The following is a 26,102-nucleotide window of genomic DNA, read 5'->3' as shown; positions in this document are numbered from 1 at the left end:
CACTTTGATATTGTTGCCTAAAGTATATCTGAACTGCCATGAAATTGGATATTTGTTTTTATACCTTGCAGTTTCGTACTACACCTACTTTTTAAACCATTGGCTAGGGTTGACTGGCGTCCCCTTATGACGAATCTCAAAATACAAATTGGGTGTACTTTGACCACCACTTTGTCCTACCAAGGCGATAGTTTCACCACTTTGTACCGTATCCCCTACTTGTTTTAACAGGGCTTGATTATGTCCATATAAGCTCATATAGCCGTCTCCATGACTTAACACAGTCACTAAGCCAAATCCGCGCAACCAGTCGGCATATAAAACCCGTCCATCATGAACAGCGCGCACTGGCGCTCCAGTATTGCCATTAAACAACACCCCTTTCCAACGTATTTGGCCTTGTCGAATGCGACCAAACATATTGCGCATCTTACCCTGTGTAGGCAACATGAGCTTACCTTTTAATTTAGCCAAACCGGTTAGGTCTACAGGTCCTTGCTTAGCGTTTCTTTCGGCTTCTTCAATTGCTTTTAATAAAGCTTGTTCATTAATTTGCAACTGTTCAATTTTGGCCGCTTCTGTGTCAATTTTCTTTTCGATCTTAGTTAATGTGACTTGACGTAAACTCTGTTGCTGTTCTAACTGAACTTGCTGCTGGACTTGTTCTTTTTCCAACACCTGTAATTCTTGTTGCTTAACTAATAAATTTTCATTCACCTCACGCAACTTTGACACCAACGCCCGAAACTCATCAATCTGAACTTTTCGTGCATCCGTAAGGTAACGATAGTAACTGAATGTCCGCTCCATTTTCGACGCATCTTCAAGGTTAAAAAGCATTTTAGCAAAGTCATGCTCCCCCACCATATACATGCTCTTGAGTTGACTCGATAGCGCTTGCTGTTGTTGTTTGACTTGTTTATTAAGATCTTGTTGTTGGCTAATTAATTCAGTTTGCCGAGATTTGTTACTTTGTAATTCGTTGCGGGTGTTTTCTATATTTTTCGCTGTATTAGCAATATTCAACTCTGCTGCCTTTAACTGTTGTTGCAGTTGTTTTGCTTCAGCAAGTTGTTTTTCGATTTGTTTTTGTTTCTGTTTGATCTGCGCTTGAATATCTTTCAACTCTTCGGATTGCTGCGCACTAACAGACAAACAAACTCCGAACACCGCAAAACACAGTGGTCGGAGTAAGGCGGTTAAATACTTCATTTAATTTAAAAACAAATGTAAATGAAATTCCATTACTTGAGGGTCACTATCGGCTTACCTGTCATTTCTTTAGGTTGCTCCATTCCCATCAAATGTAACATAGTTGGAGCAACGTCGCTCAACGTGCCACCTGTTCGAGTATTCGCATCTCTTCCAAAGTAAATAAAGGGTACCAGTTCACTGGTATGCGCCGTATGTGCTTGCCCAGTCTGAGCATTTACCATTTGTTCAGCATTGCCGTGATCTGCCGTAATTAAACATTCTCCGCCGACCTTTTTGAGCGCTTCAACCACTCTGCCTATACAAGCATCTACCGCTTCCACTGCCTTTATGGCCGCTTCGTAATCGCCTGTATGACCCACCATATCACCGTTAGGGTAATTACAAATGATCGCATCAAATTTACCTGACTCGATAGCTTCAACTAACTTATCAGTCAGTAACGCTGAGTTCATTTCAGGCTGCAAATCGTAAGTAGCTACCTTTGGTGAAGGAATAAGAATACGCTCTTCGCCTTCATAAACAGATTCGCGACCGCCACTATAAAAGAAAGTGACATGTGCATATTTCTCTGTTTCAGAAATGCGTAACTGGGTTTTATTGTGCTGTGCCAACCAATCGCCCATTACGTTTGTTAATGGTTCAGGCGGATAGGCAGAAGGTGCATCAATTGAATCAGCGTATTGGGTTAACATAACGAAATTAAGATTTTCTGGGCAATATTCACGTTCAAAACCGTTAAAGTCCTGCTCAACAAAAGCACGGGTGATTTCACGCGCACGATCAGCTCTGAAATTCATAAAAATAAGCGCATCGCCGTCTTCTATTTTAACGGCTTCGCCGATACTGGTTGGCTTAACAAATTCGTCTTTATCGCCACGCTCATAAGATGCTTCTAGCGCTTCAACCGCAGAGTCGTATTGAAATTCGCTTTTTCCTTGGGAAATTAAATCGTAAGCAGCTTGTACGCGATCCCAACGTTCATCACGGTCCATCGCGTAGTAGCGACCAATGATAGATGCCGTTTTACCTACACCTAAATCAGCAAATAATTCATCAGCTTTTTGCAATGGTTCTTTTGCACTTTTCGGAGCCGTATCACGCCCATCAAGAAAGCCATGTAAATACACTTTTTTGGCACCTTTATGGACAGCCATTTTTACCATCGCAAATAAATGATCTTGATGGCTATGTACACCACCTGGTGATAACAAGCCCATAATATGAACGGCTTTATCATTTTTAACTGCGGCTTCTACCGATTTCGCTAGAACAGGGTTACTTTCAAACTCATTGTCTTCAATGGCTTTGCTAATTCGAGTGAAGTCCTGATAAACCACGCGGCCTGCGCCTAAATTAACGTGACCAACTTCAGAGTTTCCCATTTGTCCGGGTGGTAACCCCACATCCAAACCAGAGCCTGAAATAAACGTGTTTGGGTATTCTTGCACCAACTTGTCTAATACTGGCGTATTGGCGTTAGCTATAGCGTTTTTATCGGTATCTTCGCGATGTCCCCATCCATCCAATATTAGCAGTGCTAGCGTCTTTTTCGCATTAGGCATAGGTTGCTCCCGTGTAAATTTTTGACAAAGTAAGTGATAAGAATAAAGTTCATCTACTGTATATTAAATTCAGTTAAATACATTTTAATTAAGCAGATAGAGCACAGTTTATCCTGTGCTCTTCCTCACTTAAAGAGTATTTATGTAGTAACTTATAGCTGATTTGCAGATTCGACTACTCTGGGACTGGCTTCTGGATAGATTTTCTATATACTTTGCACTCTTTTTTCTACGCCAAGGGGCCAAAGTAGTAATGGATCAAATTATCGAGTTTGTAGGAAACCATCCTTTTTTGTCTGCAGGTTGGGTGGCATTGTTTGTATTGATTATATATAGCTATGTTGCTGGCGTATTTTCTCCAGTTAAAGAGCTTAGCACTCACGAAGCAACCATTTTAATGAACCGAGAAGATGCTGTAGTGTTAGATGTTCGTCCCGCAGCAGAATACAACAAAGGGCATATTCTTGGAGCTAAACAGCTAAAAGCAGAACAAATAAGCAAGGCTGACTTCAGCACACTTGAAAAATTCAAAGACAAACCCATTATTGTAGTCTGTGCCATGGGCATGAGCGCGAAAAAAACCGCTACTGCTTTATTAAAAGCTGGTTTTACAAGCGTTTCTGTCTTAAAAGGCGGTATGAATTCTTGGCAGGGTGCAAGTTTACCTGTAACGAAATAATTGAGTTAAGGCTACTATGAGTAAAGTTGAACTTTATACAAAAGGTCATTGCCCTTATTGCCATCGCGCAAAGGCATTGTTAGAAGAAAAAGGAATCGTGTACGAAGAGTTTCGGATAGACCAAAATCCAGAGCTTCGCGACACCATGATTACCAGAGCGAATGGCGGTTACACAGTTCCGCAAATTTTTATTGATGACCTGCATATCGGTGGTTGCGACGACATGTATGCACTTGAGTCTCAAAACAAACTAGACAATCTACTCAGCGCTTAAGCGCAGTAAAAAAGGAAAAATCAACATGGCAGATGAAAATCAAGCTAATCCAGCCGGCGAGCAAGCAGCACAGCAAAATGCACAGTTTGCAATTCAGCGTGTTTACACCAAAGACATTTCTTTTGAGACACCAAACTCTCCAGCCATCTTCAAGAAAGAATGGAAGCCAGAAATCAAATTGGACTTGGACACTAAAACGTCCGAGTTAGAAGCTAACCTGTACGAAGTTGTTTTATCAGTGACGGTAACAGCGAACTTAGGCGAAGAAACTGCGTTCCTTTGTGAAGTTCAACAAGCTGGTATTTTTATGGTTGGTGAAATGCCTGAAGCGAACAAAGCACACACACTTGGTTCATTCTGCCCAAATACGTTATTCCCATATGCAAGAGAAACTATCTCTAATTTGGTTAACAGAGGTACGTTCCCTCCATTAAATCTTGCGCCAGTTAATTTTGATGCCATTTTTGCTGCTTACATGCAAAAGCGTGCACAAGAACAACAAGGCCAAGCGCAAAAGCTTGACGCTTAATCATCTTTGATGACTATGCTCAACAAGCAAAGTGTAACGGTATTAGGAGCGGGGTCTTATGGCACCGCTCTTGCGTTTTGTCTTTCTAGAAATACGGTTAAAACCTATTTATGGGGAAGAGATGTAGCGCAAATGCAAGCGATGCAAAAATCGCGTTGTAATCAGCAGTATTTACCCGACGCCATTTTCCCTGATGCGCTTGAAATAGAAACAGATCTAGCCACCGCACTTCACCAAAGCCAAGATATATTAGTAGTTGTACCAAGCCATGCTTTTGCGCAAACATTAACTGCTATAAAACCCTATATCACAGCACAACATCGATTAATTTGGGCTACCAAAGGATTGGAACCGAAAACGGGTAGGTTACTGCAAGAAGTTGCTGAAGAAATTTTGGGGAGCGATATACCGTTAGCGGTACTTTCTGGTCCCACATTTGCCAAAGAAATGGTTGCAGGTCTACCTACAGCAATTTCACTATCTTCGACGGATGAAATATTAGCAGAACAATTTAGTGCAAAGTTACATTGCTCAAAAAGTTTTAGAGTCTACAAGAATCCCGATTTTATCGGCGTGCAACTTGGCGGCGCGGTTAAAAATGTTATTGCAATCGGTGCAGGTCTATCGGACGGTTTAGGCTTTGGTGCAAACGCAAGAACCGCTTTGATTACTCGTGGACTTGCTGAATTAACCCGCTTAGGATTAAAAATGGGAGCAAAACCCGAAACATTTATGGGCATGGCTGGTTTAGGCGATTTGGTTCTTACTTGTACAGACAATCAATCGCGCAATCGACGCTTTGGCTTAGCCCTAGGTGAAGGCATGTCGGTAGATGATGCCATCAATAGCATAGGTCAGGTTGTAGAGGGTTACCGCAACGCTGAAGAAGTAAAAATCCTCGCCGACAAACTAGCGGTTGAAATGCCCATCACCGAGCAGATCTATCAAGTCCTGTATTTGGGTAAGCCTGCCAAAAATGCAGCTCTATCCCTGCTGGGTAGAGAACCCACCGCCGAAGTCTAATCAATATAGTTACTAATATTAGCTAGCCCCTTCAAAATCCAGTTGGCGCCACGATTCATATACAAAAACAGCTACTGCATTAGATAAGTTCATACTACGACTTTTGGCTAGCATCGGAATCCTCAAACGCTGATCAGCAGGTAGGCTTTGAATCACATCATCTGGTAAACCACGCGTTTCAGGGCCAAATAGTAATGCATCTCCCGCTTTAAAATCAGCTTCCGCAAAATTTTTAGTCCCCTTAGTTGTACAAGCAAACATTCTTTGGGGTTGTTCAGATTGCAGATATGCAGCCAAATTAGCATGTCTTTTTACCTGCGCAAACTCATGATAATCCAGTCCAGCACGCCTTACTTTTTTATCGTCCCAATCAAATCCAAGTGGTTCGATCAAATGTAAGTCGTAACCAGTATTTGCGCACAGACGAATAATGTTACCGGTATTAGGCGGAATTTCAGGTTGGTATAAAACAATACTAAGCATATGAGGTCTAATTGATGAGAAACGATTTCAGACAATTGTAACAAATAATGCCACAATAAAGACAAGCAGTTTAAGAAACAAACCTTAGAATCGCACGTAAAGATCTATCGCGAATATCCTCACTTTCAAACAATACTTCATGCTTGGCGTTTTCAAGCTGCAATAACGTGCAGTTCGCTAAATTCATCGCGACTTTTGTTTGCTTTGCATTATCTACAACATTGTCATCCCCAGCTTGCAGCAAAAGAATCGGTGTAGTAATCGCCGAAGCATTTTTATGGATAATCGACATGGCTTTATCCGCTTGTTTCAGCCAGGCTGTTGTTACCCCGCCCAATTTACATTGCGGGTTATCTTTATATACTTCTCTAAAAATTTTGTATCTTGTCGGGCTATGAGTCAGCTCATTTTGTGCAAATGTTTTTGGGTTATATTTGGATTGCCCCAAGAAGTACCAAGGACTCGAACCAAACATACTGTTTAACAACGTCAGCCCGTCAATTAATAAACAGGTTAGCCACTTTGGTAGCGCAGGACGAATACCAAACATGGGAGCTGACATAACACATTTTTCGAAATCTTCTGGATGAGATAATAAATAAAGGCTGGCTATAGCAGCGCCCATAGAATGGCTTAGTAAAATTGGTTTTTGAATACTGTTAGGGGCAATGACGTTATCGTAAAATATTTTGAAATCAGAAACGTAATCAGAAAAACTCCCGACATATCCTTTTTCTGAATCTTCTAGCAAACGGCCAGATAACCCCTGTCCCCGATGATCATGGATAAAAACACTAAACCCTGCGTGATATAAATTGAATATCAACTCTTTATATTTCAATAAGGTTTCTATGCGACCTGAAGAAATGGCAATACTGCCAATAGGATCGGGGTTCAAAACGTAAGCGTAAGCAATTTGCACGTTTTCCGTGCCAGAAAAATAACCATTAATAACGTTTTTCTGCCAAAAAGGTTCAATGAATTGCTGATTACGCTTCTCAATTAAAGCGTCATCTTCAACGGATAGAAACTCTTCAATCATATCGTACGCTATCATAACTTTCATTCACCCTAACGGATAAAACGTTGTCGGAATATACGTTGATGATATCCCTGCAATCATTAATCTTTGTTGTCTTAGATCGTGACATTTTACGTTTACCCTTTCGTTGGTATGGTAATGGAAACGATCAACCCGCCCTCAGCTGAATTGCTGGCAATCACCGAGCCCTCGTGCAGCTTTATTGCCTGTTTAACAATTGCGAGTCCGAGCCCCACCCCACCAGTATCTCTATTTCGAGACGCCGACAACCGGTAAAACGGCTTAAACATATCTTCAAGATCGGTCTCAGGTACACCAGAGCCATCGTCTTTGATCTTAACTTCCATTGTACTCTCATGGACAGTAAACGACACTTCAACTTTAGTAGAAGAATATTTAATACCATTGCTGATTACATTACCTATTGCGCTTTTCAATAGTTGCGGATAGCAGTTTAAAGTGAGCGGAGGTATCTCATCCAAGAGCAATTTTTTCCCTTTATTTTGAGCTTCGAAAGCGGCATCGTTGAAAAGCCCATTTAAACAACTGCGTAATTCAATGCGTTGTTTATTTTCTACCTCGACGTCAGCTTCAAGTCTCGAAAGCTTTAATACTTGTCCAATCATACCGTCAATTTCGTGCGCTTCTTTTTCAATTCTTAGCAATTGCTTTTCAATCGCTTCAGGTAACGGCTCCTGTTGACTTTGTGCTATCCCGATCGCTAGTTGGAGCCGAGCCAACGGAGAACGAAGTTCATGAGAGATATCTGCTACAAGGCGTTTTTGGCTGCCCATTAAGGTAGCAAGTCTTTGCGTCATCGCATTAAAATCTTTACCCAACTCACCTATTTCATCGCCTCTTTTAGATGCAAAATCCACACTTTGAGTTAAATCTCCCATAGCGACTTTCCGAGTACTTTTTTGCAACTCTCGAATTGGTCGCAATAAAGACCAGACAAATAATGCACATAAGCTACCACTGACTAAAATGACGCTTAACGTTAACGCTACCGGATTGGTTTGAATGAGTTGTCTAATTAACTTAGGAGGGCGTGGTTTTCCAGCAAACAAAAGATAATTGCGGTTGTTAATGTTAACTTTAGCGGGGCCATAAAACATGCCAGTTGATGTGTGGATCATGTATATTTGCGATTCGCCCAGCAACTCTATAAACGGCGCTTCGTAAGGTTTCATTTCACGCGGAAAACCATAGATAAACTTTTGAGTTTGCTGGTCAATGAGCAAAAGTGCATCTTTACTTCTTTGTCCCGCTCGTCCTAATAATCTATCTAAGTCAGCGTTGGGAAATCGTTGTGCGGTTGCTTCAACTCTGGCAGCAACCTGTTGTAGACGTTTTACATATTTCTCTTCAAGCGGTTTAATAGAATAATTAGCACTAGTTTGATTTGCTAACCAGGCTCCTGTTAATCCCAAAAGAATGGCAGCCAACCAAAACCATAAAAATGTTCTTCCAAATAAACTATTAATTGGATTCAGTTTTTTTAACAGCATCACGATTCAACCACGTATAAATACCCGGTCCCTCGTACGGTTTTAATTTTTTCATCTTTACTATGCTGCATCAATTTGCGTCTGATGTTACTGACATGCATATCAATACTACGGTCAAATGCCATTAACTTTCGCCCTAACACTTTTTCACTAATATCATTTTTACTGACAATTTGACCGGCATTGATCATCAACAAATGCAAAATTAAAAATTCCGTTGCGGTAAGATCCAGCGCTTTACCAGAACATTCCACACTCTGCGTATTCGGATTCAAAGCTACGTTTTCAATTTGTAGACGTTGCTGAGAGCTGGACGAAGGTAAATAGTCCATACGCCGGACGATGGCCTTTATGCGTGCTGATAATTCGCGATGATTAAAGGGTTTTGGTAAATAATCATCTGCACCTAACTCTAAACCAAAAATTTTGTCAAAGTCGTCGCCTTTTGCTGTGAGCATAAGAACCGGCGTTAAATGACTTGTACGTAGCCTTTTTAATACTTCAAAACCGTCAATTTCAGGCAACATCACATCTAATAGAATCAAATCATAATGTTTTTGCCCAATAGCTTTTTGTAACCCTGTTTCGCCGTCGTTAGCTAAATCGATGTCATACCCTTGCGGTGCTAAATACTCTACAAGCAAATTGCACAGCTCAATATCGTCATCAATGATAAGTAGTGATTTAGTTTGCATATTACCTCGAAAGCAAGTTCGGCTGCCGTTAAACCTTAAACAGAATTGTAAACTCGTGACTTTTCAAGTGACAGAGCAACATGCCACTATTTACATAAGCTTTACATAGTCAAGACACTTCTTTGCATTGCAATCACTATACTGTTTAGCAAATCAACAACAGCGCAGTAAGAATGACTTCGCTGAATATTTAATCAAAGGGTGATAACCATGAAAAGCAAAATGATTTTCTCAAAAACAATCATTGCCATAGCCGCAATAGCTGCAATCACGGCTTTTGGTATTCAAGCTCATGAACGTTCTGATTTTCCAATGCGTGCAATGTTTAAGAAATTAGATTTATCTGAGCAACAAAAGCAAGACGTACGCACCATCATGCAGCAATCAAAAGAAGATAGAAAGATCTATCAACAGGATTTGCGTGATATAGAACAACAGTTAAAAAGTCTAATTAGATCGACTTCTTGGGAACAAGATAAAGTAACTGCGCTTCTAGAACGCAAACAAATGATTCGATCCGAGACAGATTTAGCTAGTGCAACCAAACGCAATGCAGTATGGAACGCTCTAGACCCGGACCAACAGCAAAAGCTTATTGCTATGTCTGAAAAAGGAAGTGAGCGTAAAGGCAAAAAGGAAAAAGCAGGTGATAAGAAAGACAAACGTCATTCTCCAATGAAAATGTTCAAGCGTTTGGATTTAAGCGAGGAGCAATCTGCAAAAATTAAAGCGTTATTTGAGCAACAAAAAGCATCAATGAAAGCGCAACGTGAAACTATTAAAGGATTCCGTGATCAAACAATGAGCATAGTGAGAAGCGCAGATTTTGATCAATCAGCCTGGACCGCGGTAAATCAAGAAATGTCATCCGCTCATTTACAAATGGCCGCTGATATGGCGTATGTTCGTCACCAAATTTGGAACATTTTAGATGCAGAACAACAAGCTAAAATGGCAAAGATGGACGACAAAAGAAAACATCGCAAAGGCGGTGACAAACAACGCAAAGGTAAAGATAAACGCCATCACGGTGATGACAGGTAACTTCCGTTCTTAATTCACTGAACAAAATGCCTTAATAATCAGGCACCTTCCTTAAATACTCGTCGCTGTCGAACAGCGGCGAGGTTATAAGCAAATCAGCGGTACAACGATTACAAGCTACTGGTAAATTCCAAACAGAACACAATCTTAGTAATGCTTTTACATCCGGATCATGAGGAGCTGGGTTTAATGGGTCCCAGAAAAATATCAAACAATCCAACTTACGTTCAGCAATCAATGCCCCGATTTGTTGATCTCCGCCCAAAGGTCCACTTTTAAAACGGTGAACTTCTAAACTGAGATTTTCTGCAATCAAACCACCGGTGGTGCCAGTGGCGACTAAATTATGTTTTTTCAACGTTTCAATATGGGTTCTGCTCCAATCCACTAATTCAGCTTTCATATGATCATGAGCAACTAAAGCAATTGTCTTTTTTACGAATGCAGTCATTTATTTATTCCCTACTAATCAAATTAGCCTATTAACCTGAACTGGATTGTTATTAGTTCAAACACACATGTTTTATCATATTTTTCAACAAAGTAACCGTTGGGTCTACATAATCCAAAGAAATAAATTCATCTGGCTGATGGGCTTGGTTAATGCTACCAGGACCCAGCACTAAGGTGTCACATCCCAATTGATTTATAAACGGAGCTTCAGTGGCATAATTTGCATTTGTCACTTTAAAGTCAGTGAGCATTTCAGCTAAACCAATAATATCGTGCTCATTTTTACAAGAAAATGCCGGAGCAGTTGGATACATAAGTTGCATGTCTACCCTACCTGGATAGGCTTGTTTAACTGGTAACAAGGCCTCATCAATCAATGCAATTGCTTCTTGATCAGTAAGATTGGGTACACAACGAATATCAAAATTTAATTTACAATGACCGCATATTCTATTCTCGCCATCGCCGCCGTGAATATGTCCCAAATTCATTGTCGCTTGTGGAACGCTAAAGCTTTCATCGCGATACTTTTTAGCCAATTGATCACGCAATTGCATAAGTTGCGCAATGGCCATATGCATAATTTCAATCGCATTCACGCCTTTGTCAGGGTCGCTTGAGTGGCCTGCTTTCCCAGTAATTGACAGACTCTGTGCCATATGGCCTTTATGCTTACCGATCGGTTTTAGTTCAGTTGGTTCGCCAATAATCGCCATATCGGGTTTGATCAATTGTTGCTGCGCAAAAAACCTAGCTCCAGCCATAGAAGTTTCTTCATCTGCAGTTGCCAAAATGTATAAGGGCTTTTGCAATTTGTTTAGCGGGATATCCTTTAGCGCTTCTAAAATAAATGCAAAAAAACCTTTCATGTCGCAGGTTCCCAGACCATAAAGCAGGTTATCTTTTTGCTGCAATTTAAAGGGATCGCTGTTCCAACGTCCTTCGTCAAATGGCACAGTGTCAGAATGACCTGCCAATAAAAGTCCACCTGTTCCCGAGCCCAGTTTTGCCAGCAAATTGAATTTATTACGTGCATCAGGAACTTTTTGAATAGAAATGCTAAAACCTAATTCAGAAAAAAGATTCCCTAAGTAATCGATAAGCTGACGATTGGTCACATCAAGTTGTTCATCTATAGCACTGATTGTTGGTATAGAAATGATTTTTTCATAAACTTCTAAGAAAGTTAAATTTGGCATAAGAACCTATAAATATAATTATTCACTTTTATTGCATATTTATAACATTGATGGCATTCTACGTCCATGCAACAAATAAACACCTTGTACACTGTAATTGTAAACCTTAAAAGGTCAGTAGCAGTGCATATTGCCTGAAAATTGACGAATAGAGAATAATTGAAAACTATGAGACCGAATTACTCCCTGCCTTGCTACGTATGTACGTCTGTTCGACGAATCTAATTTTGATTGCGTAGCACGCTCCTCGCCTTTGATGTAAAAGAAGTTATTAAAGGTTTGGAGCGCTTTTTTTTTATTTCTGAGTTAACATTTTCAAAAATTTATCGGTAGACATCACAATGTTGAAAGCATGTATAATTGGAGCGAGCGGTTATACTGGCGCTGAACTAGCCAGACTCTTAACTTTGCATCCAAATTTCGAATTAGCCGGATTGTTTGTTTCACAAAACAGTCAAGATGCTAATAAACCTTTGAGCCAACTTCATCCTACTTTGAGCGGTTTAGTAGACGCTAAAGTATCTGCAATAAACGACGATCTGTTGATTGAACTTGCCCAATCAATGGATGCAATATTCTTAGCCACACCTCATGAAGCGAGTCATGATTGGATGCCGAAACTCGTCAATGGCAACGCCAAAGTATTTGATTTATCAGGTGCATTTAGAATTAAAGATACCGGTGTTTTTGCTGATTATTACGGCTTTGAACATCAACATAATTCCTTGTTGGAAGAGGCCATTTATGGTCTTGCAGAATGGAATGCTGCGCAGATTCAACAAGCTAATTTGGTGGCTGTACCTGGTTGTTACCCCACAGCTTCGCTATCCGCGCTAAAGCCACTTATCGACAATAACTTAATCAATCCTCAGCACCGGCCAATTATTAATGCCGTTTCGGGGGTAAGTGGAGCAGGTCGTAAAGCGGCATTAACTAATAGTTATTGTGAAGTAAGTCTGCAAGCATACGGCGTATTGGGGCACAGACACCAACCCGAAATTAGTCAGTCACTGGGTAGTGAGGTTATTTTCACGCCACATTTAGGTAATTTTAAACGTGGAATTTTAGCGACCATAACCGTAAAAGTGGCCGATGGAACCAGTCAAAGCCAAATCGATGATGCATATCAACAGGCTTATAAAGATAAGCCCATTGTGCGCTTGCTAAATCACTTTCCAAAATTAGACGATGTGGTGAATACGGCACATTGTGATCTACATTGGAAATATGATGCAAATTCTGGATATTTAGTGATTGGAAGTGCGATAGATAACCTTTTAAAAGGCGCAGCATCTCAAGCTATTCAGTGTGCGAACTTAGCTTTTGGTTACGCATCACACACCAGTTTGATTTATGAGGCAGGAAAATGCAGGTAAAAGTAGTCAAGGTTGGTGGCGCGTTTTTAGATGATCCCAATATTTCTGTAGATTTTTTTTCAGCTCTAAATGCTGCACAAGAACAACAACCAATAGTGTTAGTTCATGGCGGTGGAAGTAGTGTTGAGAAGCTGTTAAAAAATCTGTCATTATCAAGCCATAAAATAAATGGCCTGAGAGTAACGCCTAAATCGCAAATAGGTTATGTTGTTGGTGCGCTAGCCGGTACAGCCAATAAAAATTTATGCGCTTTAGCCAAAACAAGTGGCCTTAATCCTGTGGGAATCAGTTTATTAGATGGCAATATTACGCAGTGCCACCAAATTAGTGAAGAACTAGGTAATGTAGGTTCCGCCGAGCCCGGCGATCCAACATTAGTGACGTCTTTGCTAGCGGCTGGATTTTTACCTATTATTAGCTCGATTGGCAGCGACGAAAAAGGTGAGTTACTTAATGTCAATGCGGATCAAGCCGCAACCGCGATTGCAAAATTGCTAAATGCACAATTAGTGCTTTTGTCAGACGTTGCAGGTGTACTTGATCAACAAAAATCACTTATTAACACGCTGTCAGCAAGTGAAATTGACCACTTAATTGATCAAGGTGTAATCCGCGACGGTATGACCGTAAAAGTACAAGCGGCACTCGATGCCGCCAATCAGATAGGACAATCTGTCACCATTGCCAGTTGGCACAATCTGGAAGTATTAACTCAGGAAAATTCAACTGATAACGCATCTTCAGGAACAACTATATTCCCATCGTCTAAGGAAACAGTATGAAACAGGACCTATTAACTTTTAAAGACTGGAGTTCTGACGAATTAAATGATTTGTTAGCGCTGGCAGCTAAAATTAAAGCTGACCCAGAAAAACACAACCAAATATTGGCTGGAAAATCGATTGTCGCTTTATTTGAAAAGCCTTCCTTACGCACCCGAGTGAGCTTTGATATCGGCATTCATAAATTAGGTGGCCACATGGTCTACCTTGATTCTCAAGCCGGCAAATTAGCGGGTAGAGAAGACGCTAAAGATACTGCTGCAAACTTAGCTTGTTGGGCCGATGCAATTGTCGCACGCGTGTATAGCCATGAAACGTTAGTGGAATTCAGTGAAGCTTCCAAAGTCCCTGTTATTAACGCCTTATGCGATCTTTATCACCCTTGCCAAGCGGTTGCTGACTATCTTACTTTACTAGAAACTTATGGCTCTTTAGACAATCTAACCTTGGCCTATGTCGGTGACGGTAACAATGTGACGCATTCATTGTTGATCGTTGGTGCGTTATTAGGTGTCAATGTCGTTAGTGTGACGCCTGCTGGCTATGAAGTTAATCAAGAAATTTTCCAGTTAAGCGAGCAACTAGCACACAAAACAGGTGCTAAAATCACCCAAAGCAACAGCATTGATGCTGCAAAAGGCGCAAATGTGCTCTACGCTGATACATGGATTTCCATGGGAGATGATACTCCACTGGCAGATATCAAACGGGTTTTCGACCCATATAAAGTTGATGAAGCAATGATGGAGCTTACCGGAGCTGAGTATGTCATGCATTGTCAACCCGCGCACCGCGACTTAGAAATTAGTGGCGACTTGATTGATGGAGATAAATCGTTATTAATGCAACAAGCCGAAAATAGAATGCATGGCCAAAATGCCATATTGGCGAAACTGCTGGGTTAACATAACGAATTACGTAAAAAGTCGAGCGTTAAAAAAATCACACATTATTTAGTTAACGCGAATTTGTCTAGCTAAGCAAATTCGCATACGTTTATTTAGGAATGAATCATGTCAAAATCCGATATTAAAAAAGTTGTTTTAGCCTATTCTGGCGGCCTAGATACTTCTGCCATAATTCCTTGGTTAAAAGAAAATTATGATTGCGAAGTGGTCGCTTTTGCTGCAGATGTCGGACAAGGTGATGAAGAACTTGAAGGTCTTCATGAAAAAGCCATTAAAACCGGTGCCAGCGAATGTTATATCGTTGATTTAAAAGAAGAGTTCGTAGCAGATTATATTTATCCCACAATTAAAACCGGCGCAGTTTATGAAGGTGAATACTTGCTAGGAACATCAATGGCGCGTCCAGTGATTGCCAAAGCGCAAGTTGAAATTGCTCGTAAAGTTGGCGCAGACGCGTTATGTCACGGTTGTACCGGGAAAGGAAATGACCAAGTTCGTTTTGAAAGTACATTTGCCGCGTTAGCACCTGACTTACAAGTTATTGCTCCTTGGCGTGAGTGGAACATGGTTTCGCGTGAAGATTTGTTGGACTATCTAGCTGCTAGGGACATCAAAACCAGTGCTTCAGCCACGAAAATATACAGCCGTGACGCAAATGCTTGGCATATCTCTCACGAAGGTGGTGAGTTAGAAGATCCTTGGTGTGAACCAACGAAAGGTATCTGGACTATGACAGTCGATCCAGAAGATGCACCAGATCAAGCGGAGACAGTCACGCTGAGTTTCGATAAAGGTCTTTTGACCAAAGTAAATGATGTAGCGCTTTCGCCATACAAAGCATTGGTTGAACTTAACACTATCGCCGCAAAACATGGTGTTGGACGTATCGATATTGTAGAAAACCGTCTAGTCGGTATGAAATCTCGCGGTTGTTATGAAACACCGGGAGGAACGGTGATCATGGCTGCATATAAAGCACTTGAGTGCATGGTGTTAGATAAAGCCGCATTAAAACATAGAGAATATCTGGGTTTAGAGTTCTCACACGTAATGTATGACGGTCGCTGGTTTACAGCCCTTTCTGATTCTTTGCTGGCAGGTGCAGATGTGTTTGCGCAGCAAGTCACAGGTGACATTGTAGTAAAACTTTATAAAGGTCGCGCCACGGTTACCCAACGTCGCTCACCTAATAGCCTTTATTCAGAAGATTTTGCGACCTTCGGGAAAGACGATGTTTATGACCAAAAACACGCTGAAGGATTTATCCGTTTATTTAGCTTATCCAGCCGTATTGCGACTTTGAATAACAACGCACGCAACGCGAAGAAAGGAAACTAGTTATGGGTTTATGGGGAGGCCGGTTCCAAGAAGGCAGTAGTAGTATGTTCAAACAGGTCAACGACTCGTTGCCGTTTGATCGTATCTTAGCGAGTCAGGACATTCGCGGTTCCATTGTTTGGTCACGAGCAATTGCTAAAGCGGGCGTGTTAACAGTTGATGAACAGCAGCAAATCGAAACGACGTTAAATGAATTGCTCAGCAAAGCTGAAGCGAATGAGCTGGATTTTGATGCAAGTAGCGAAGAAGATATTCATAGTTTTATTGAAGCTACGTTAATTGAAAAACTCGGTGACCTTGGTAGGAAACTGCACACCGGTCGTAGTCGTAACGATCAGGTCGCTACTGACTTCAGACTTTGGTGCAAAGAGCATCTTCAGAGCTTGAAAGATGACCTGTTAGCCATTAAAAAATCGTTAGTGCTTTCGGCAGATAATAATAGAGATGTTATTTTACCCGGCTATACGCATTTGCAACGCGCTCAACCTGTTCGCTATCCTCATTGGTGTTTAGCGTATGTAGAAATGCTTAAACGCGACATTAGCCGCTTGGATGATTTATTGGCAAGAATGAATCAATGCCCATTAGGCAGCGGAGCTTTAGCAGGAACGGTTTACGCCATCGATAGACAGGAAATCGCCGAACAACTTAACTTTGCCTCCCCTTGTCTAAATAGTTTGGATGCGGTGTCTGATAGAGATTATGTGCTGGAATTATTGTTTTGCGCGAGCACCTCAATGATGCACTTGTCACGTATGGCAGAAGATTTGATTTTCTTCAATTCTGGAGAAGCTGGATTTATCACCTTGGGTGATGCAGTTACTTCAGGCTCGTCACTAATGCCACAAAAGAAAAACCCCGATGCATTAGAATTAATGCGAGGTAAATGCGGTAGAGTCTTTGGTAGTTTACAAGCGTTATTGGTCACTATGAAAGGACTGCCTCTTGCGTACAATAAAGACATGCAAGAAGACAAAGAAGGTGCATTTGACGCGGTAAATCAATGGCATATTTGTTTATGTATCGCAGCTGAAGTAGTTGACACTATCAAACTGGATTCAGCCCGTTGTGCACAAGCCGCCAAGCAAGGTTATGCAAACGCAACAGAATTGGCAGATTATCTTGTGGCAAAAGGTATTCCTTTTAGAACAGCGCACGATATTTCAGGTCAAATCGTACTTGCAGCAATAGAGCAAAACAAGCCTATCGAAAATTTATCATTGAGCGAATTACAAGCTGTCAGCGACGTCATTGAAGATGATGTATTTGCTGTATTAGAACTAGAATATTTGGTCGATAAACGCAATATTCTAGGCGGAACTGGTGCAAAACCCGTTTTCGATGCCCTTGATTATGAACTTAAGAGCTTAAAGGACTAAGGAACTAACATGGTAATGTCCGACATTGATAGCGTTAGGCTGTTTCGAAACTCAGCCCCTTATATTAATTCACATAGGGGAAAAACGTTTGTTTTGATGTTTGGTGGTGAGGCGATTGAAGATGTAAACTTTCCTAACATTATCAATGATATAGCGCTTCTTAATAGCCTGGGTGTTAAGTTAGTTCTAGTGCATGGAGCAAGGCCACAAATCGATCAACGCATTGCATTACGCGGCGTCGAAAAACGTTTTAACAATAATGTTCGCTTAACTGATAAGCAAACCTTGGAATCGGTAAAGGATGCCGCTGGCTCAGTGCGTTCACAAATTGAAGCCTTGTTAACGATGGGACTGGCTAATTCGCCCATGCATGGCTCTCAAATTCGTGTGTGCTCAGGCAATCTCGTCGTTGCGATGCCAATGGGTGTAAGAGAAGGCGTGGATTTCGAACATACTGGCGTGGTGCGCCGTATTGACGTTGTCGGAATTAATGATCACCTGCAAGATGGTTCAATTGTGTTGCTCTCGCCAATGGGCTATTCGTCGACAGGAGAAGTGTTTAATTTGTCCCACGAAGATGTTGCCACGCAAGCCGCAATAAGCTTAAAGGCCGATAAGTTAATTATCTTTTCCGAGCATCAAGGCATTTTAGATAAGACCGGAAAGTTATTACGGAATATTGATTCTACCCATTTATCTGAAATGCTAATTGATGGAGCAAGAGAAGATCAATATGGCATTCTAGATGCCATTAACCAAACTATTGCTGCTGATATCCCACGTTGCCATTGTGTCAGTTTTAAAAAGGACGGGGCACTTTTACAAGAATTGTTTACTCGCGATGGTTCGGGTTCACTGATATCGAAGCGTCATTATGAACAACTTCGTCAAGCTAATATTGAAGATGTGGGTGGTATTCTTCAGCTAATTAATCCGCTTGAAGAAAAAGGTATCTTAGTTAAACGCTCTAGAGAACTTTTAGAAGCAGAAATAGAGAAGTTCACGGTAATTGAACGTGATGGCATGATCATCGCCTGCGCGGCTTTTTATCCATATCCACAAGACAGCACCGGCGAATTAGCTTGTGTTGCCACACACGGGGATTACCGAGGTAAAAACCGTGGTGAACGTTTACTTGAAGCAATTAAACAAAATGCCCATGATCAAGGTCTGAGCAGCGTTTTTATTTTAACCACAGTCACCGCTCACTGGTTTCAGGAGCAAGGGTTTGTTCCCGCCAGCGTTGAGACTTTACCGGAATCGAAAAAACTACTTTATAATTTTCAACGGAATTCGAAAGTATTCGTTTTAGATATCGAGAATTGAATAACCTGCTGTTAGATTAAATAGAGTCTAGTAGCTGCTGAGCTGCCTCTGCATGTTCAAAGTTGCGATTCATTGAGAGCGCTTTTTGCAGCGAGATTTTAGCTTCAGTTACTAGATTTCTTTCTTTTTGCACAATCCCCAAATGATAGTAGGCATTCGCATTAGGCTGACTTTTAACGACTTTCTGTAAAGTGAGTTGCGCACGTAATAAATCACCTTTTGCACGGTATACCCAAGCCAATGTATCCATGAAAACCGGTTCATTGTTAGATAAGTGGACTGCCTTGTTAGCAAATATCAGGGCTTCATCCAAATTACTACCTGTAATAGTCGAAAGCCAAGCTAAATTGTTATATGCCGCAGCCTGTTCTGGATCTAAACTGATAACTCGACGGTAAGCTTGCTCAGCTGCTGCCAAGTTTCCCAACGACTCATACAATGCACCGAGCCGAATATATGGGAAAGGACTAGACGGCAATATCTGCGTAACTTTTTTATAATCTGTAACCGCTTCTTGTGTGTTTTTAAGGGCTGAGTTGACATCTGCCCGATCCATTAATAAAGGCACGAAATCAGCGTTAATTTGTATGCCTTGATTCAATATCTCTAGCGATTTCTTTAATTGATTTGTCTTGGCTAATAGTCGACCTAATGATTGATATGTAGTGGCATCATCGGGACGCAACTCGATTACACGTTCAAAGTGTTGAATAGCTTTTTCCAACTGATTTAAATTTGCATAGGATAAAGCTAATCCGTAATGGGCAATTACCGAATCAGGTGCAACCTGAAAAGCCTGCATAAACTTATCTTTGGCCAAGTGAGAGTTTTTCAATTGCTGTAAATACAACATGCCTAGATCATTCAATATCACCACCGAGTTGGGTTTAGAGGCAATGGCTGCTAAATAATATTTTTCTGCTTGATGGTATTTTTCCTGCGATTCATAAAAACGAGCCATTGAAACTAAAACTTCAACTGAATTTGGCGACACCAGAACAGCTTTATTGAGATATTGAGATGCAGTAGAAATTTGTTTTGACTGAATGTGTAGATTAGCCAAAGCAAGTAAAGGAATTGGATCTGAAGGATTTAGGCTGGATGCTTCTAAAAATAGGTTCTTAGCTTGGTAAAGATCGTTGCCTTGCATCTTCATCATACCTTGTTTAACTAACTCAATGGTTTGTTGAGAAGCAGAATCCACTTCGAAGACAGGCAATAAAGAACGCTCTTCAATGAGCGCAGCATTGATTTTAAAAGAGAAGTTCAATAATAAGACACAACAACAAATCCATTTATGCATAATCTCTATCCAAACTCACTTAAAAGTGACTTCTTGCCCTAAGCATAGAGCAAGAAGTTATTTGTGCAAATCACGATTAACTATGTTGACGCATTCTTAAACCGATTAACACTAGCCCTGCAAATAACAAAGCAGTTGTTGAAGGTTCAGGAATGGCCCCGGGATTATTACTATCACCACCAGGAGTATCATCGTCTATGTCGGTTTCTCCATCTCCAGGTTGCCAGCTAGATGAGATGTATGAAAATCTAGGACCACCGCCAGGCTTGTCAGCTACATCAACTTGGCTGTATAAGGTGATGTTGTTACCAAAAAAGTCGACAAAATCACCGGTTTCAGCAATGGCCTGTGAAGGCACAGAATCCCAATGATTGAAGACATCTACAGCAGCTATGGCAACTTCGTCATTTAATAAATCACCACCATAAAATACGCCATCTGTAGAAGGAATAGTGTAGCCTGAAAACATCGCGCCGGGTACAACACTGCCTAAAATCTGATTGGCATCAACCTGACAACAGTTGTGATCAGTACCTATCATAATGCCTCCTCCCCTTACAGCTAGCTGATTAATTTCATTAATAGTTAATCCGCCTAAAGCTGAATTAGGACCTGGGAAATCAGTAGTTGCATTGTAATTGATACTACGAATGTATAGCGAACCATCAAGCAATAAGTTTGATTTAGTAGCATAGTGATTTTGCACTGCGGCCAAATCCGCCGCATCAAACTTTTGTGAACCGCTAGTTGCATCAAATACGATAACATCGTACGAATTATTATTTAATTCCACCGCGAGAGTGCCAGGCACTTCGCTACTAACATAAGTTGAATTGTACACTCCACCGCCATTGTAATTCGTCAGATAATCCGACATTTCTTGGCGCAATGGATCCGCAGCTTGCGAACCATAAGTAGGGGTTGAATCCCACCATAAAACTGAATATGGTGCAGCCCATGCAGCACTCATCGTAAGTAGAGCAGATAAAAGAATGGTTATTTTTATCGATTTAAACATTAAAATATCCCTTTGTTTAATGACGAATTGAAACCAGATACATCCTGAATACTCTGATATTTATATACATCGGGATTTAATAAGCATTAAAAGTACCAAACGTAAAAATGAGATATATTTCAGAAACATAAAATTTACATCTGTTCAATTTACACACAAAATGTAAAAAACATTGACACTTTCAGGGATAAAAATGAAGAATTGGAAGTTTGAAAAGGCTAATTAAATACGTATTTAATTAGCCTAAGTTGCAAATGTTAGATACTCACGCGCTTATATTCGCGATATTTCGGCACCCAGAAATTGATGTCGATACTAGTACGAAGAGCATCATCCGTCATCTCCAGCGCTAATCCCTGTTGCTGAGCAACTTTCCCCACGGCGAACGCAATTTTCTTACTTAAACTTGCAATTTCAGTTAAAGGAGGCAGTAATGCACCCTCACCGTCGGTAGCCAAAGGCGATGCAAGTGCAAGAGCTTCGCTCGTAGCCATTAACATCTCTTCGCTGATCAATCTGGCTTTTGTCGCTAAAACACCCAAGCCAATACCAGGAAAGATATAACTGTTATTGCATTGAGCGACAGGGAATACCTTACCTAAGTATTCTACCGGTGCGAATGGACTTCCCGTAGCGATAATTACCTGACCGTTAGTCCACTCAATTACTTGCTCAGGCCTTGCTTCAACCTGACGAGAAGGATTACTAAGAGGGAAAATAATCGGTAACTCACAATGAGATTTCATGCAGCGGATGACCTCTTCTGTAAATAAGCCAGGCTGACCTGAAACCCCAATCAGAATGTCCGGTTTAGCATTATTAACTACCTCTAAAAGGCTGGCCCAGTCACCTTGGATTTTCCATTGCATTGATAGTTCTGGAGATTGAACCAACTTTTGCTGGAAATCTCTTAGTCCTAACATGCCATCGGTTAGCAAACCAAAACGATCAATCATAAACACTTGTTTACGCGCTTGCTCTTCACTAATCCCCTCTTGACACATACGGCTAATAATCATTTCCGCGATTCCGCATCCTGCTGAGCCAGAGCCAACAAATACCACTTTTTGCTGACTTAGTTTAACCCCTTTGCTCAAACAAGCCGCTAGTATCGAACCCAGTGTCACTGCTGCGGTTCCTTGAATATCGTCGTTAAAACAACAAACTTGATCACGATAACGTTCAAGCAAGGGCATGGCATTGGGTTGCGCAAAATCTTCAAATTGAATCATCACACCTGGCCAGCGCTTTTGAGCAGCTTGGATAAACATATCCACAAATTCATTGTACTCTTCGCCACCGATTCGCTTGTGACGAGCCCCCATATACATAGGATCATCAAGTAATTTTTGATTATTGGTGCCTATATCTAACATTACCGGCAAGGTATAAGCTGGGCTGATTCCGCCGCAAGCTGTGTAAAGTGACAATTTACCAATCGGTATGCCCATACCACCGATACCTTGATCACCTAAACCTAAAATACGCTCACCATCCGTGACCACAATAACTTTAACTTTACGTTTTGTAGCATTACGTAAAATGTCATCTATTTGCGTACGCTCAGAATAGGAAATAAATAATCCACGAGAACTGCGATAAATGTCAGAGAACTGCTCACAAGCATCGCCTACTGTCGGCGTATATATAATCGGCATCATCTCGTCTATATGCGATTGCACTAATCGATAGAATAGAGTTTCATTGTTATCTTGAATCGCGCGCAAATAAATATGCTTATTGATAGGAGAAGTAAAACTAGAATACTGCATGTAAGCGCGTTCAACCTGCTCTTCGATACTTTCGTAACGAGGAGGTAGCAATCCAGTAAGATTGAAATTTTCGCGCTCTCTTGCCGTGAACGCACTGCCTTTATTTAATAGTGGCGTTTCTAAAAGTGAAGGTCCAGCATGGGGAATGTACAAATATTTAGACGAATTGCTCATTAGACGTAATCTTTTCCGTTTTTCTCTTAAAACATTAGGAGATATTAAAATGCATAAATATAGCTTAACCGTAAAAAGCGTGTACTTTTAACGAAAATGCTACTAATGGCCGCAAGTTTAGCTGATATCTATTTATTCTCAGTATCAAATTGTCTGGTCAGATGTGCAAAAAATATGATTTACTTTACGAAGAATTTGTTGAAGTAGAGTGTTTGCGACAATTAACCTATAGCTATATACGTCTATTGCCACAAAACTCCCTATTCGATTTAAAAAATATCTTCAGGTAGCACCGTTTCGCCTTGATCATTTTCAAAGGGATCGATAACTGTCTCAGATTGAACTGAAGATTTAGGTTCAGTGCCTTTTACAAAGTATTCGAACATAGAAGTATGATCTGTGCGCGATGTCAGTTTGCCTGTGTCTCGATCAATTCTTACCGTGATAATATTGTCAGGCATAGGTTTTATTTCTTGCGGTACATCTTTTAACGCTTCTTGCATAAAACGAATCCAAGCCGGTTGTGCAGCTTTAGCGCCATCTTCCGCGCCAATCATGGCATTTCCGATCCAATTAAATTTTTCAGGGTTTTCATTTATTAAATTCTGATTGCGAGAGGCTCGTCCAAGCATACGGCTCATATCATCAAAGCCAACCCAAGATGTCGCCACGAGATTCGGACCGAAACCACTAAACCAGGTATCACGTGAATCGTTTGTGGTGCCGGTTTTACCTGCCAGATCAGTACGACCAAGAATGTTTCTGGCGCGCCAGCCTGTACCTAACCAATAGGTATTGCGCTGTGCATCGTTACTCCACCGACCGTTTCCACGCACCGCAGTGCGCATCATTTCTCTGACTAAAAAGGTATTCTGCGCAGAAACAACCCTTTCAGCTTTAATAACTTGAGGTTGTTCTTCTTCAATTTCTGGAAATCCATTTAATTCTGCTGCTAACAGTGCTTCGATTTCTTGTTCAGTTAGTGCTTCAGAATTTAGATCTGGGGTTGTTTCTTGATCCGACTCTACTAGGTCAGATTCATCGCAGTTTTCACATACCTGTGGCGGGTTAGCCTGCCACAAAACGACACCATGCTCATCTTCGATACGTTGAATAAAATGTGGTCTGACATAATATCCACCATTAGCGATAACCGACATTGCCGTAGCAACCTCTAGCGGCGTTTGTGAGCCAGAACCCAGTGACATGGTTTCATCTTTTGGAATTTCAGAACGCTCAAAACCAAATTTACTCAGATGATCAGCAGCGTTATCAATACCAATTGCTCGCAATAACCGTACTGACACAACGTTTTTCGATTTACCAAGCGCGACGCGCATGCGGATAGGGCCATCATAAACCGCAGGTGAATTTTGCGGACGCCATGCAGTTCCCGTACTGGCATCCCACTGGTTAATTGGCGCATCATTAATAATGCTGGCTAAAGTATAACCTTGTTCAATAGCTGCGGAATAAATAAAAGGTTTGATATTCGAGCCAACCTGACGTTTAGCCTGTGTCGCACGGTTAAACTGACTTTGATAAAAACTATATCCACCAACGATCGCTTGTACGGCACCGTTGTTCGGATCTAATGCTACAAACGCACCACTTACCGTCGGAAGTTGTGATAATTGCCAGTTTCCGGTCTCTTCGTTTTGTCTTATCCAAATTAACTCGCCGGCTTTTACAATATCAGCAGCCACTTCTGGATCGGCGCCCTGACGATTGTCATCAATATAACGTCTTGCCCAATGCATGCCTTGCCATTCAATTGTTTCATAATTGCCGCTTGCGGTATAAATAACAAAACTCTTTTCTTCCACTTGAGTGACAACTGCTGGGTGTAAAATACCAATAGGCGTGTAGGTAGCTAAGACATCAAGCATTTGCTTTTCGTCCCAAGCTTCTTGCGAAAGCGCTGAAAGCGTTTCATCCGAAATGGCTTGCTCCGAGCTTTGGATATCACGATTTGTTTCTTGAGGATTCTCTGGATCGTCTTCTGCGCCCCATAAAACGCGGATTGGTCCACGATAACCGTGCCGTTCATCATAATCATGTAAATTGCGTATTACCGCTGTTTGTGCAGCAAACTGTAGATCTGAAGGTGCGGTTGCAAAGACTTGATAACCACCTGTTTCAGCTTCTTCTTTGCCATAGATTTCAACCATTTCATTATAAATAAGGTCGGCAAGATATGGTGCATCAAGTTGAATTTCTGCTCCATGACGTTTTGAAATAACTGGCTCATTGACCGCTTGATCAAACTCTTCTCTGCTAATAAATTCTTCATCTAGCATACGCAGCAACACTACTCTGCGTCTTGCTTCAGCACGTTCTGGGCTGGCAATTGGGTTTAACGTTGAAGGGGCTTTAGGTAATCCAGCGATCGTTGCAATTTCTGCCAAACTCAATTCATTTACTGTTTTACCGTAATAAACCTGAGCGGCAGCACCAAAACCAAAGGCGCGATGACCTAACTCAATTTTATTTAGATATAAGGCAAGGATTTCATCTTTACTTAGTAAGCCTTCCATATGCCATGCAATAAATATCTCTTTAATTTTACGAATATAGGTTTTATCTCGAGTTAAGAAAAAGCCCCGAGCTAACTGCATCGTAAGGGTACTTCCACCTTGTCCGCGCTCACCAGTTAAGACTAAATTCACAAAAGCGCGACCTAAGCCGATAGGATCTATACCAGGGTGATCGTAGAATCGACTATCCTCTATTGCGAGTACGGCATTAATTAATGTTTGTGGTACTTCATCTAACTCTAAAGGAATTCGGCGCTTAACTCCAAACTGGGAAATAAGCTTACCGTCTTTAGTATAAATCTTCATTGGGGTTTGTAAGCGCACATCTTTGAGCACTTCAACACTGGGAAGATCGGGTTTGATATAAAAGTACATACCTACAATCGCTATCGTACCAAGCAGAAATGCGGCTATACTCATTATTAATAACAGTTTGATGTACTTCACAAAAATAAAACTACCAGAGCAAAATTGAATAAA

Annotated in this window: 23 protein-coding genes; 11 read left to right on the top strand and 12 right to left on the bottom strand. The window is 41.1% G+C overall.

Annotated elements, in window-relative coordinates; translation table 11 throughout:
* Positions 1 to 84 precede the first annotated feature (84 nt).
* Together GLIP_RS16880 and gpmI are read right to left on the bottom strand one after the other, a co-directional pair.
* Positions 85 to 1,155, bottom strand: a complete 1,071-nt coding sequence (locus GLIP_RS16880; protein ID WP_008845893.1) for a murein hydrolase activator EnvC family protein — start codon at positions 1,153 to 1,155, stop codon at positions 85 to 87.
* A gap of 89 nt (positions 1,156 to 1,244) precedes the next feature.
* On the bottom strand, positions 1,245 to 2,777 hold the full coding sequence (gpmI, locus tag GLIP_RS16875) for a 2,3-bisphosphoglycerate-independent phosphoglycerate mutase (RefSeq protein ID WP_008845892.1): 1,533 nt from the start codon (positions 2,775 to 2,777) through the stop codon (positions 1,245 to 1,247).
* A gap of 253 nt (positions 2,778 to 3,030) precedes the next feature.
* Here gpmI and GLIP_RS16870 point away from each other — a divergent pair, with 253 nt between their 5' ends.
* Genes GLIP_RS16870 through gpsA form a run of 4 tightly spaced genes read left to right on the top strand, consistent with a single transcriptional unit; the run spans position 3,031 to position 5,282 of the window.
* The gene (locus tag GLIP_RS16870) at positions 3,031 to 3,456 is read left to right on the top strand and encodes a rhodanese-like domain-containing protein (RefSeq protein ID WP_008845891.1); all 426 of its coding nucleotides are present in this window, start codon (positions 3,031 to 3,033) and stop codon (positions 3,454 to 3,456) included.
* Between the two features lie 16 nt (positions 3,457 to 3,472).
* Positions 3,473 to 3,730 carry a glutaredoxin 3 gene (gene grxC, locus GLIP_RS16865; RefSeq protein ID WP_008845890.1) on the top strand — a complete coding sequence of 86 codons (258 nt, stop codon included), beginning with the start codon at positions 3,473 to 3,475 and terminating at the stop codon, positions 3,728 to 3,730.
* A 25-nt stretch (positions 3,731 to 3,755) separates the two neighbouring features.
* Positions 3,756 to 4,259: a protein-export chaperone SecB gene (gene secB, locus GLIP_RS16860; RefSeq protein ID WP_008845889.1), complete on the top strand. Its 504-nt coding sequence runs from the start codon at positions 3,756 to 3,758 to the stop codon at positions 4,257 to 4,259.
* Between the two features lie 9 nt (positions 4,260 to 4,268).
* Positions 4,269 to 5,282, top strand: coding sequence for an NAD(P)H-dependent glycerol-3-phosphate dehydrogenase (gene gpsA / locus GLIP_RS16855; RefSeq protein WP_008845888.1), 1,014 nt, complete (start codon positions 4,269 to 4,271; stop codon positions 5,280 to 5,282).
* An 18-nt stretch (positions 5,283 to 5,300) separates the two neighbouring features.
* Here gpsA and trmL read toward each other — a convergent pair whose 3' ends face one another.
* From trmL to GLIP_RS16835, 4 genes are all read right to left on the bottom strand, one after another.
* Positions 5,301 to 5,765, bottom strand: coding sequence for a tRNA (uridine(34)/cytosine(34)/5-carboxymethylaminomethyluridine(34)-2'-O)-methyltransferase TrmL (trmL, locus tag GLIP_RS16850; RefSeq protein WP_008845887.1), 465 nt, complete (start codon positions 5,763 to 5,765; stop codon positions 5,301 to 5,303).
* A 70-nt stretch (positions 5,766 to 5,835) separates the two neighbouring features.
* A complete protein-coding gene (locus GLIP_RS16845; protein ID WP_008845886.1) occupies positions 5,836 to 6,822 on the bottom strand; it encodes an alpha/beta fold hydrolase in 987 nt (328 codons plus the stop codon).
* Positions 6,823 to 6,923: 101 nt separating this feature from the next.
* The gene (locus GLIP_RS16840) at positions 6,924 to 8,318 is read right to left on the bottom strand and encodes an ATP-binding protein (protein ID WP_008845885.1); all 1,395 of its coding nucleotides are present in this window, start codon (positions 8,316 to 8,318) and stop codon (positions 6,924 to 6,926) included.
* The gene (locus GLIP_RS16835; protein ID WP_008845884.1) at positions 8,318 to 9,013 is read right to left on the bottom strand and encodes a response regulator transcription factor; all 696 of its coding nucleotides are present in this window, start codon (positions 9,011 to 9,013) and stop codon (positions 8,318 to 8,320) included. Before GLIP_RS16835 ends, GLIP_RS16840 begins: the two co-directional genes overlap by 1 nt.
* Before the next feature lie 210 nt (positions 9,014 to 9,223).
* Between GLIP_RS16835 and GLIP_RS16830 the strand changes: the two genes are divergently transcribed.
* Positions 9,224 to 10,057 carry a Spy/CpxP family protein refolding chaperone gene (locus tag GLIP_RS16830; RefSeq protein WP_008845883.1) on the top strand — a complete coding sequence of 278 codons (834 nt, stop codon included), beginning with the start codon at positions 9,224 to 9,226 and terminating at the stop codon, positions 10,055 to 10,057.
* Positions 10,058 to 10,088: 31 nt separating this feature from the next.
* Here the strand turns inward: GLIP_RS16830 and GLIP_RS16825 are convergent, their stop codons facing one another.
* Together GLIP_RS16825 and argE are read right to left on the bottom strand one after the other, a co-directional pair.
* Entirely contained in the window at positions 10,089 to 10,508 is a 420-nt protein-coding gene (locus GLIP_RS16825; protein ID WP_008845882.1) for a methylglyoxal synthase, read from the bottom strand.
* A 52-nt stretch (positions 10,509 to 10,560) separates the two neighbouring features.
* The gene (gene argE, locus GLIP_RS16820) at positions 10,561 to 11,709 is read right to left on the bottom strand and encodes an acetylornithine deacetylase (RefSeq protein WP_008845881.1); all 1,149 of its coding nucleotides are present in this window, start codon (positions 11,707 to 11,709) and stop codon (positions 10,561 to 10,563) included.
* A gap of 341 nt (positions 11,710 to 12,050) precedes the next feature.
* Here argE and argC point away from each other — a divergent pair, with 341 nt between their 5' ends.
* The 6 genes from argC (at position 12,051) to argA (ending at position 18,818) form a co-directional block, all read left to right on the top strand.
* Entirely contained in the window at positions 12,051 to 13,085 is a 1,035-nt protein-coding gene (gene argC, locus GLIP_RS16815) for an N-acetyl-gamma-glutamyl-phosphate reductase (RefSeq protein WP_008845880.1), read from the top strand.
* Positions 13,076 to 13,867 carry an acetylglutamate kinase gene (argB, locus tag GLIP_RS16810; protein WP_008845879.1) on the top strand — a complete coding sequence of 264 codons (792 nt, stop codon included), beginning with the start codon at positions 13,076 to 13,078 and terminating at the stop codon, positions 13,865 to 13,867. The genes argC and argB overlap by 10 nt, the downstream gene beginning before the upstream one ends.
* Positions 13,864 to 14,772, top strand: coding sequence for an ornithine carbamoyltransferase (locus GLIP_RS16805; RefSeq protein ID WP_008845878.1), 909 nt, complete (start codon positions 13,864 to 13,866; stop codon positions 14,770 to 14,772). The genes argB and GLIP_RS16805 overlap by 4 nt, the downstream gene beginning before the upstream one ends.
* A gap of 108 nt (positions 14,773 to 14,880) precedes the next feature.
* Positions 14,881 to 16,113: an argininosuccinate synthase gene (locus tag GLIP_RS16800; RefSeq protein WP_008845877.1), complete on the top strand. Its 1,233-nt coding sequence runs from the start codon at positions 14,881 to 14,883 to the stop codon at positions 16,111 to 16,113.
* A gap of 2 nt (positions 16,114 to 16,115) precedes the next feature.
* A complete protein-coding gene (gene argH, locus GLIP_RS16795; RefSeq protein WP_008845876.1) occupies positions 16,116 to 17,492 on the top strand; it encodes an argininosuccinate lyase in 1,377 nt (458 codons plus the stop codon).
* Positions 17,493 to 17,501: 9 nt separating this feature from the next.
* A complete protein-coding gene (argA, locus tag GLIP_RS16790; protein ID WP_008845875.1) occupies positions 17,502 to 18,818 on the top strand; it encodes an amino-acid N-acetyltransferase in 1,317 nt (438 codons plus the stop codon).
* 16 nt (positions 18,819 to 18,834) lie between these two features.
* On the opposite strand, the gene GLIP_RS16785 is transcribed toward argA, so the two are convergent.
* The 4 genes from GLIP_RS16785 to GLIP_RS16770 all read right to left on the bottom strand — a co-directional run bounded on the left by GLIP_RS16785 (position 18,835) and on the right by GLIP_RS16770 (position 26,069).
* Positions 18,835 to 20,121, bottom strand: a complete 1,287-nt coding sequence (locus GLIP_RS16785; protein WP_008845874.1) for a tetratricopeptide repeat protein — start codon at positions 20,119 to 20,121, stop codon at positions 18,835 to 18,837.
* A gap of 76 nt (positions 20,122 to 20,197) precedes the next feature.
* The gene (locus GLIP_RS16780; RefSeq protein WP_008845873.1) at positions 20,198 to 21,139 is read right to left on the bottom strand and encodes a PEP-CTERM sorting domain-containing protein; all 942 of its coding nucleotides are present in this window, start codon (positions 21,137 to 21,139) and stop codon (positions 20,198 to 20,200) included.
* Between the two features lie 257 nt (positions 21,140 to 21,396).
* Positions 21,397 to 23,085 carry an NAD-dependent malic enzyme gene (locus GLIP_RS16775; protein ID WP_008845872.1) on the bottom strand — a complete coding sequence of 563 codons (1,689 nt, stop codon included), beginning with the start codon at positions 23,083 to 23,085 and terminating at the stop codon, positions 21,397 to 21,399.
* A 269-nt stretch (positions 23,086 to 23,354) separates the two neighbouring features.
* Positions 23,355 to 26,069 (bottom strand): penicillin-binding protein 1A, encoded by a 2,715-nt coding sequence (locus GLIP_RS16770; RefSeq protein WP_040523322.1) that lies wholly within the window; start codon positions 26,067 to 26,069, stop codon positions 23,355 to 23,357.
* Positions 26,070 to 26,102 lie beyond the last annotated feature (33 nt).

The organism is Aliiglaciecola lipolytica E3, assembly GCF_000314975.1.
Lineage (GTDB): Bacteria > Pseudomonadota > Gammaproteobacteria > Enterobacterales > Alteromonadaceae > Aliiglaciecola > Aliiglaciecola lipolytica.
Note: the sequence above shows the minus strand (reverse complement) of the source record. Positions and strands in the feature narration are given on the sequence as shown.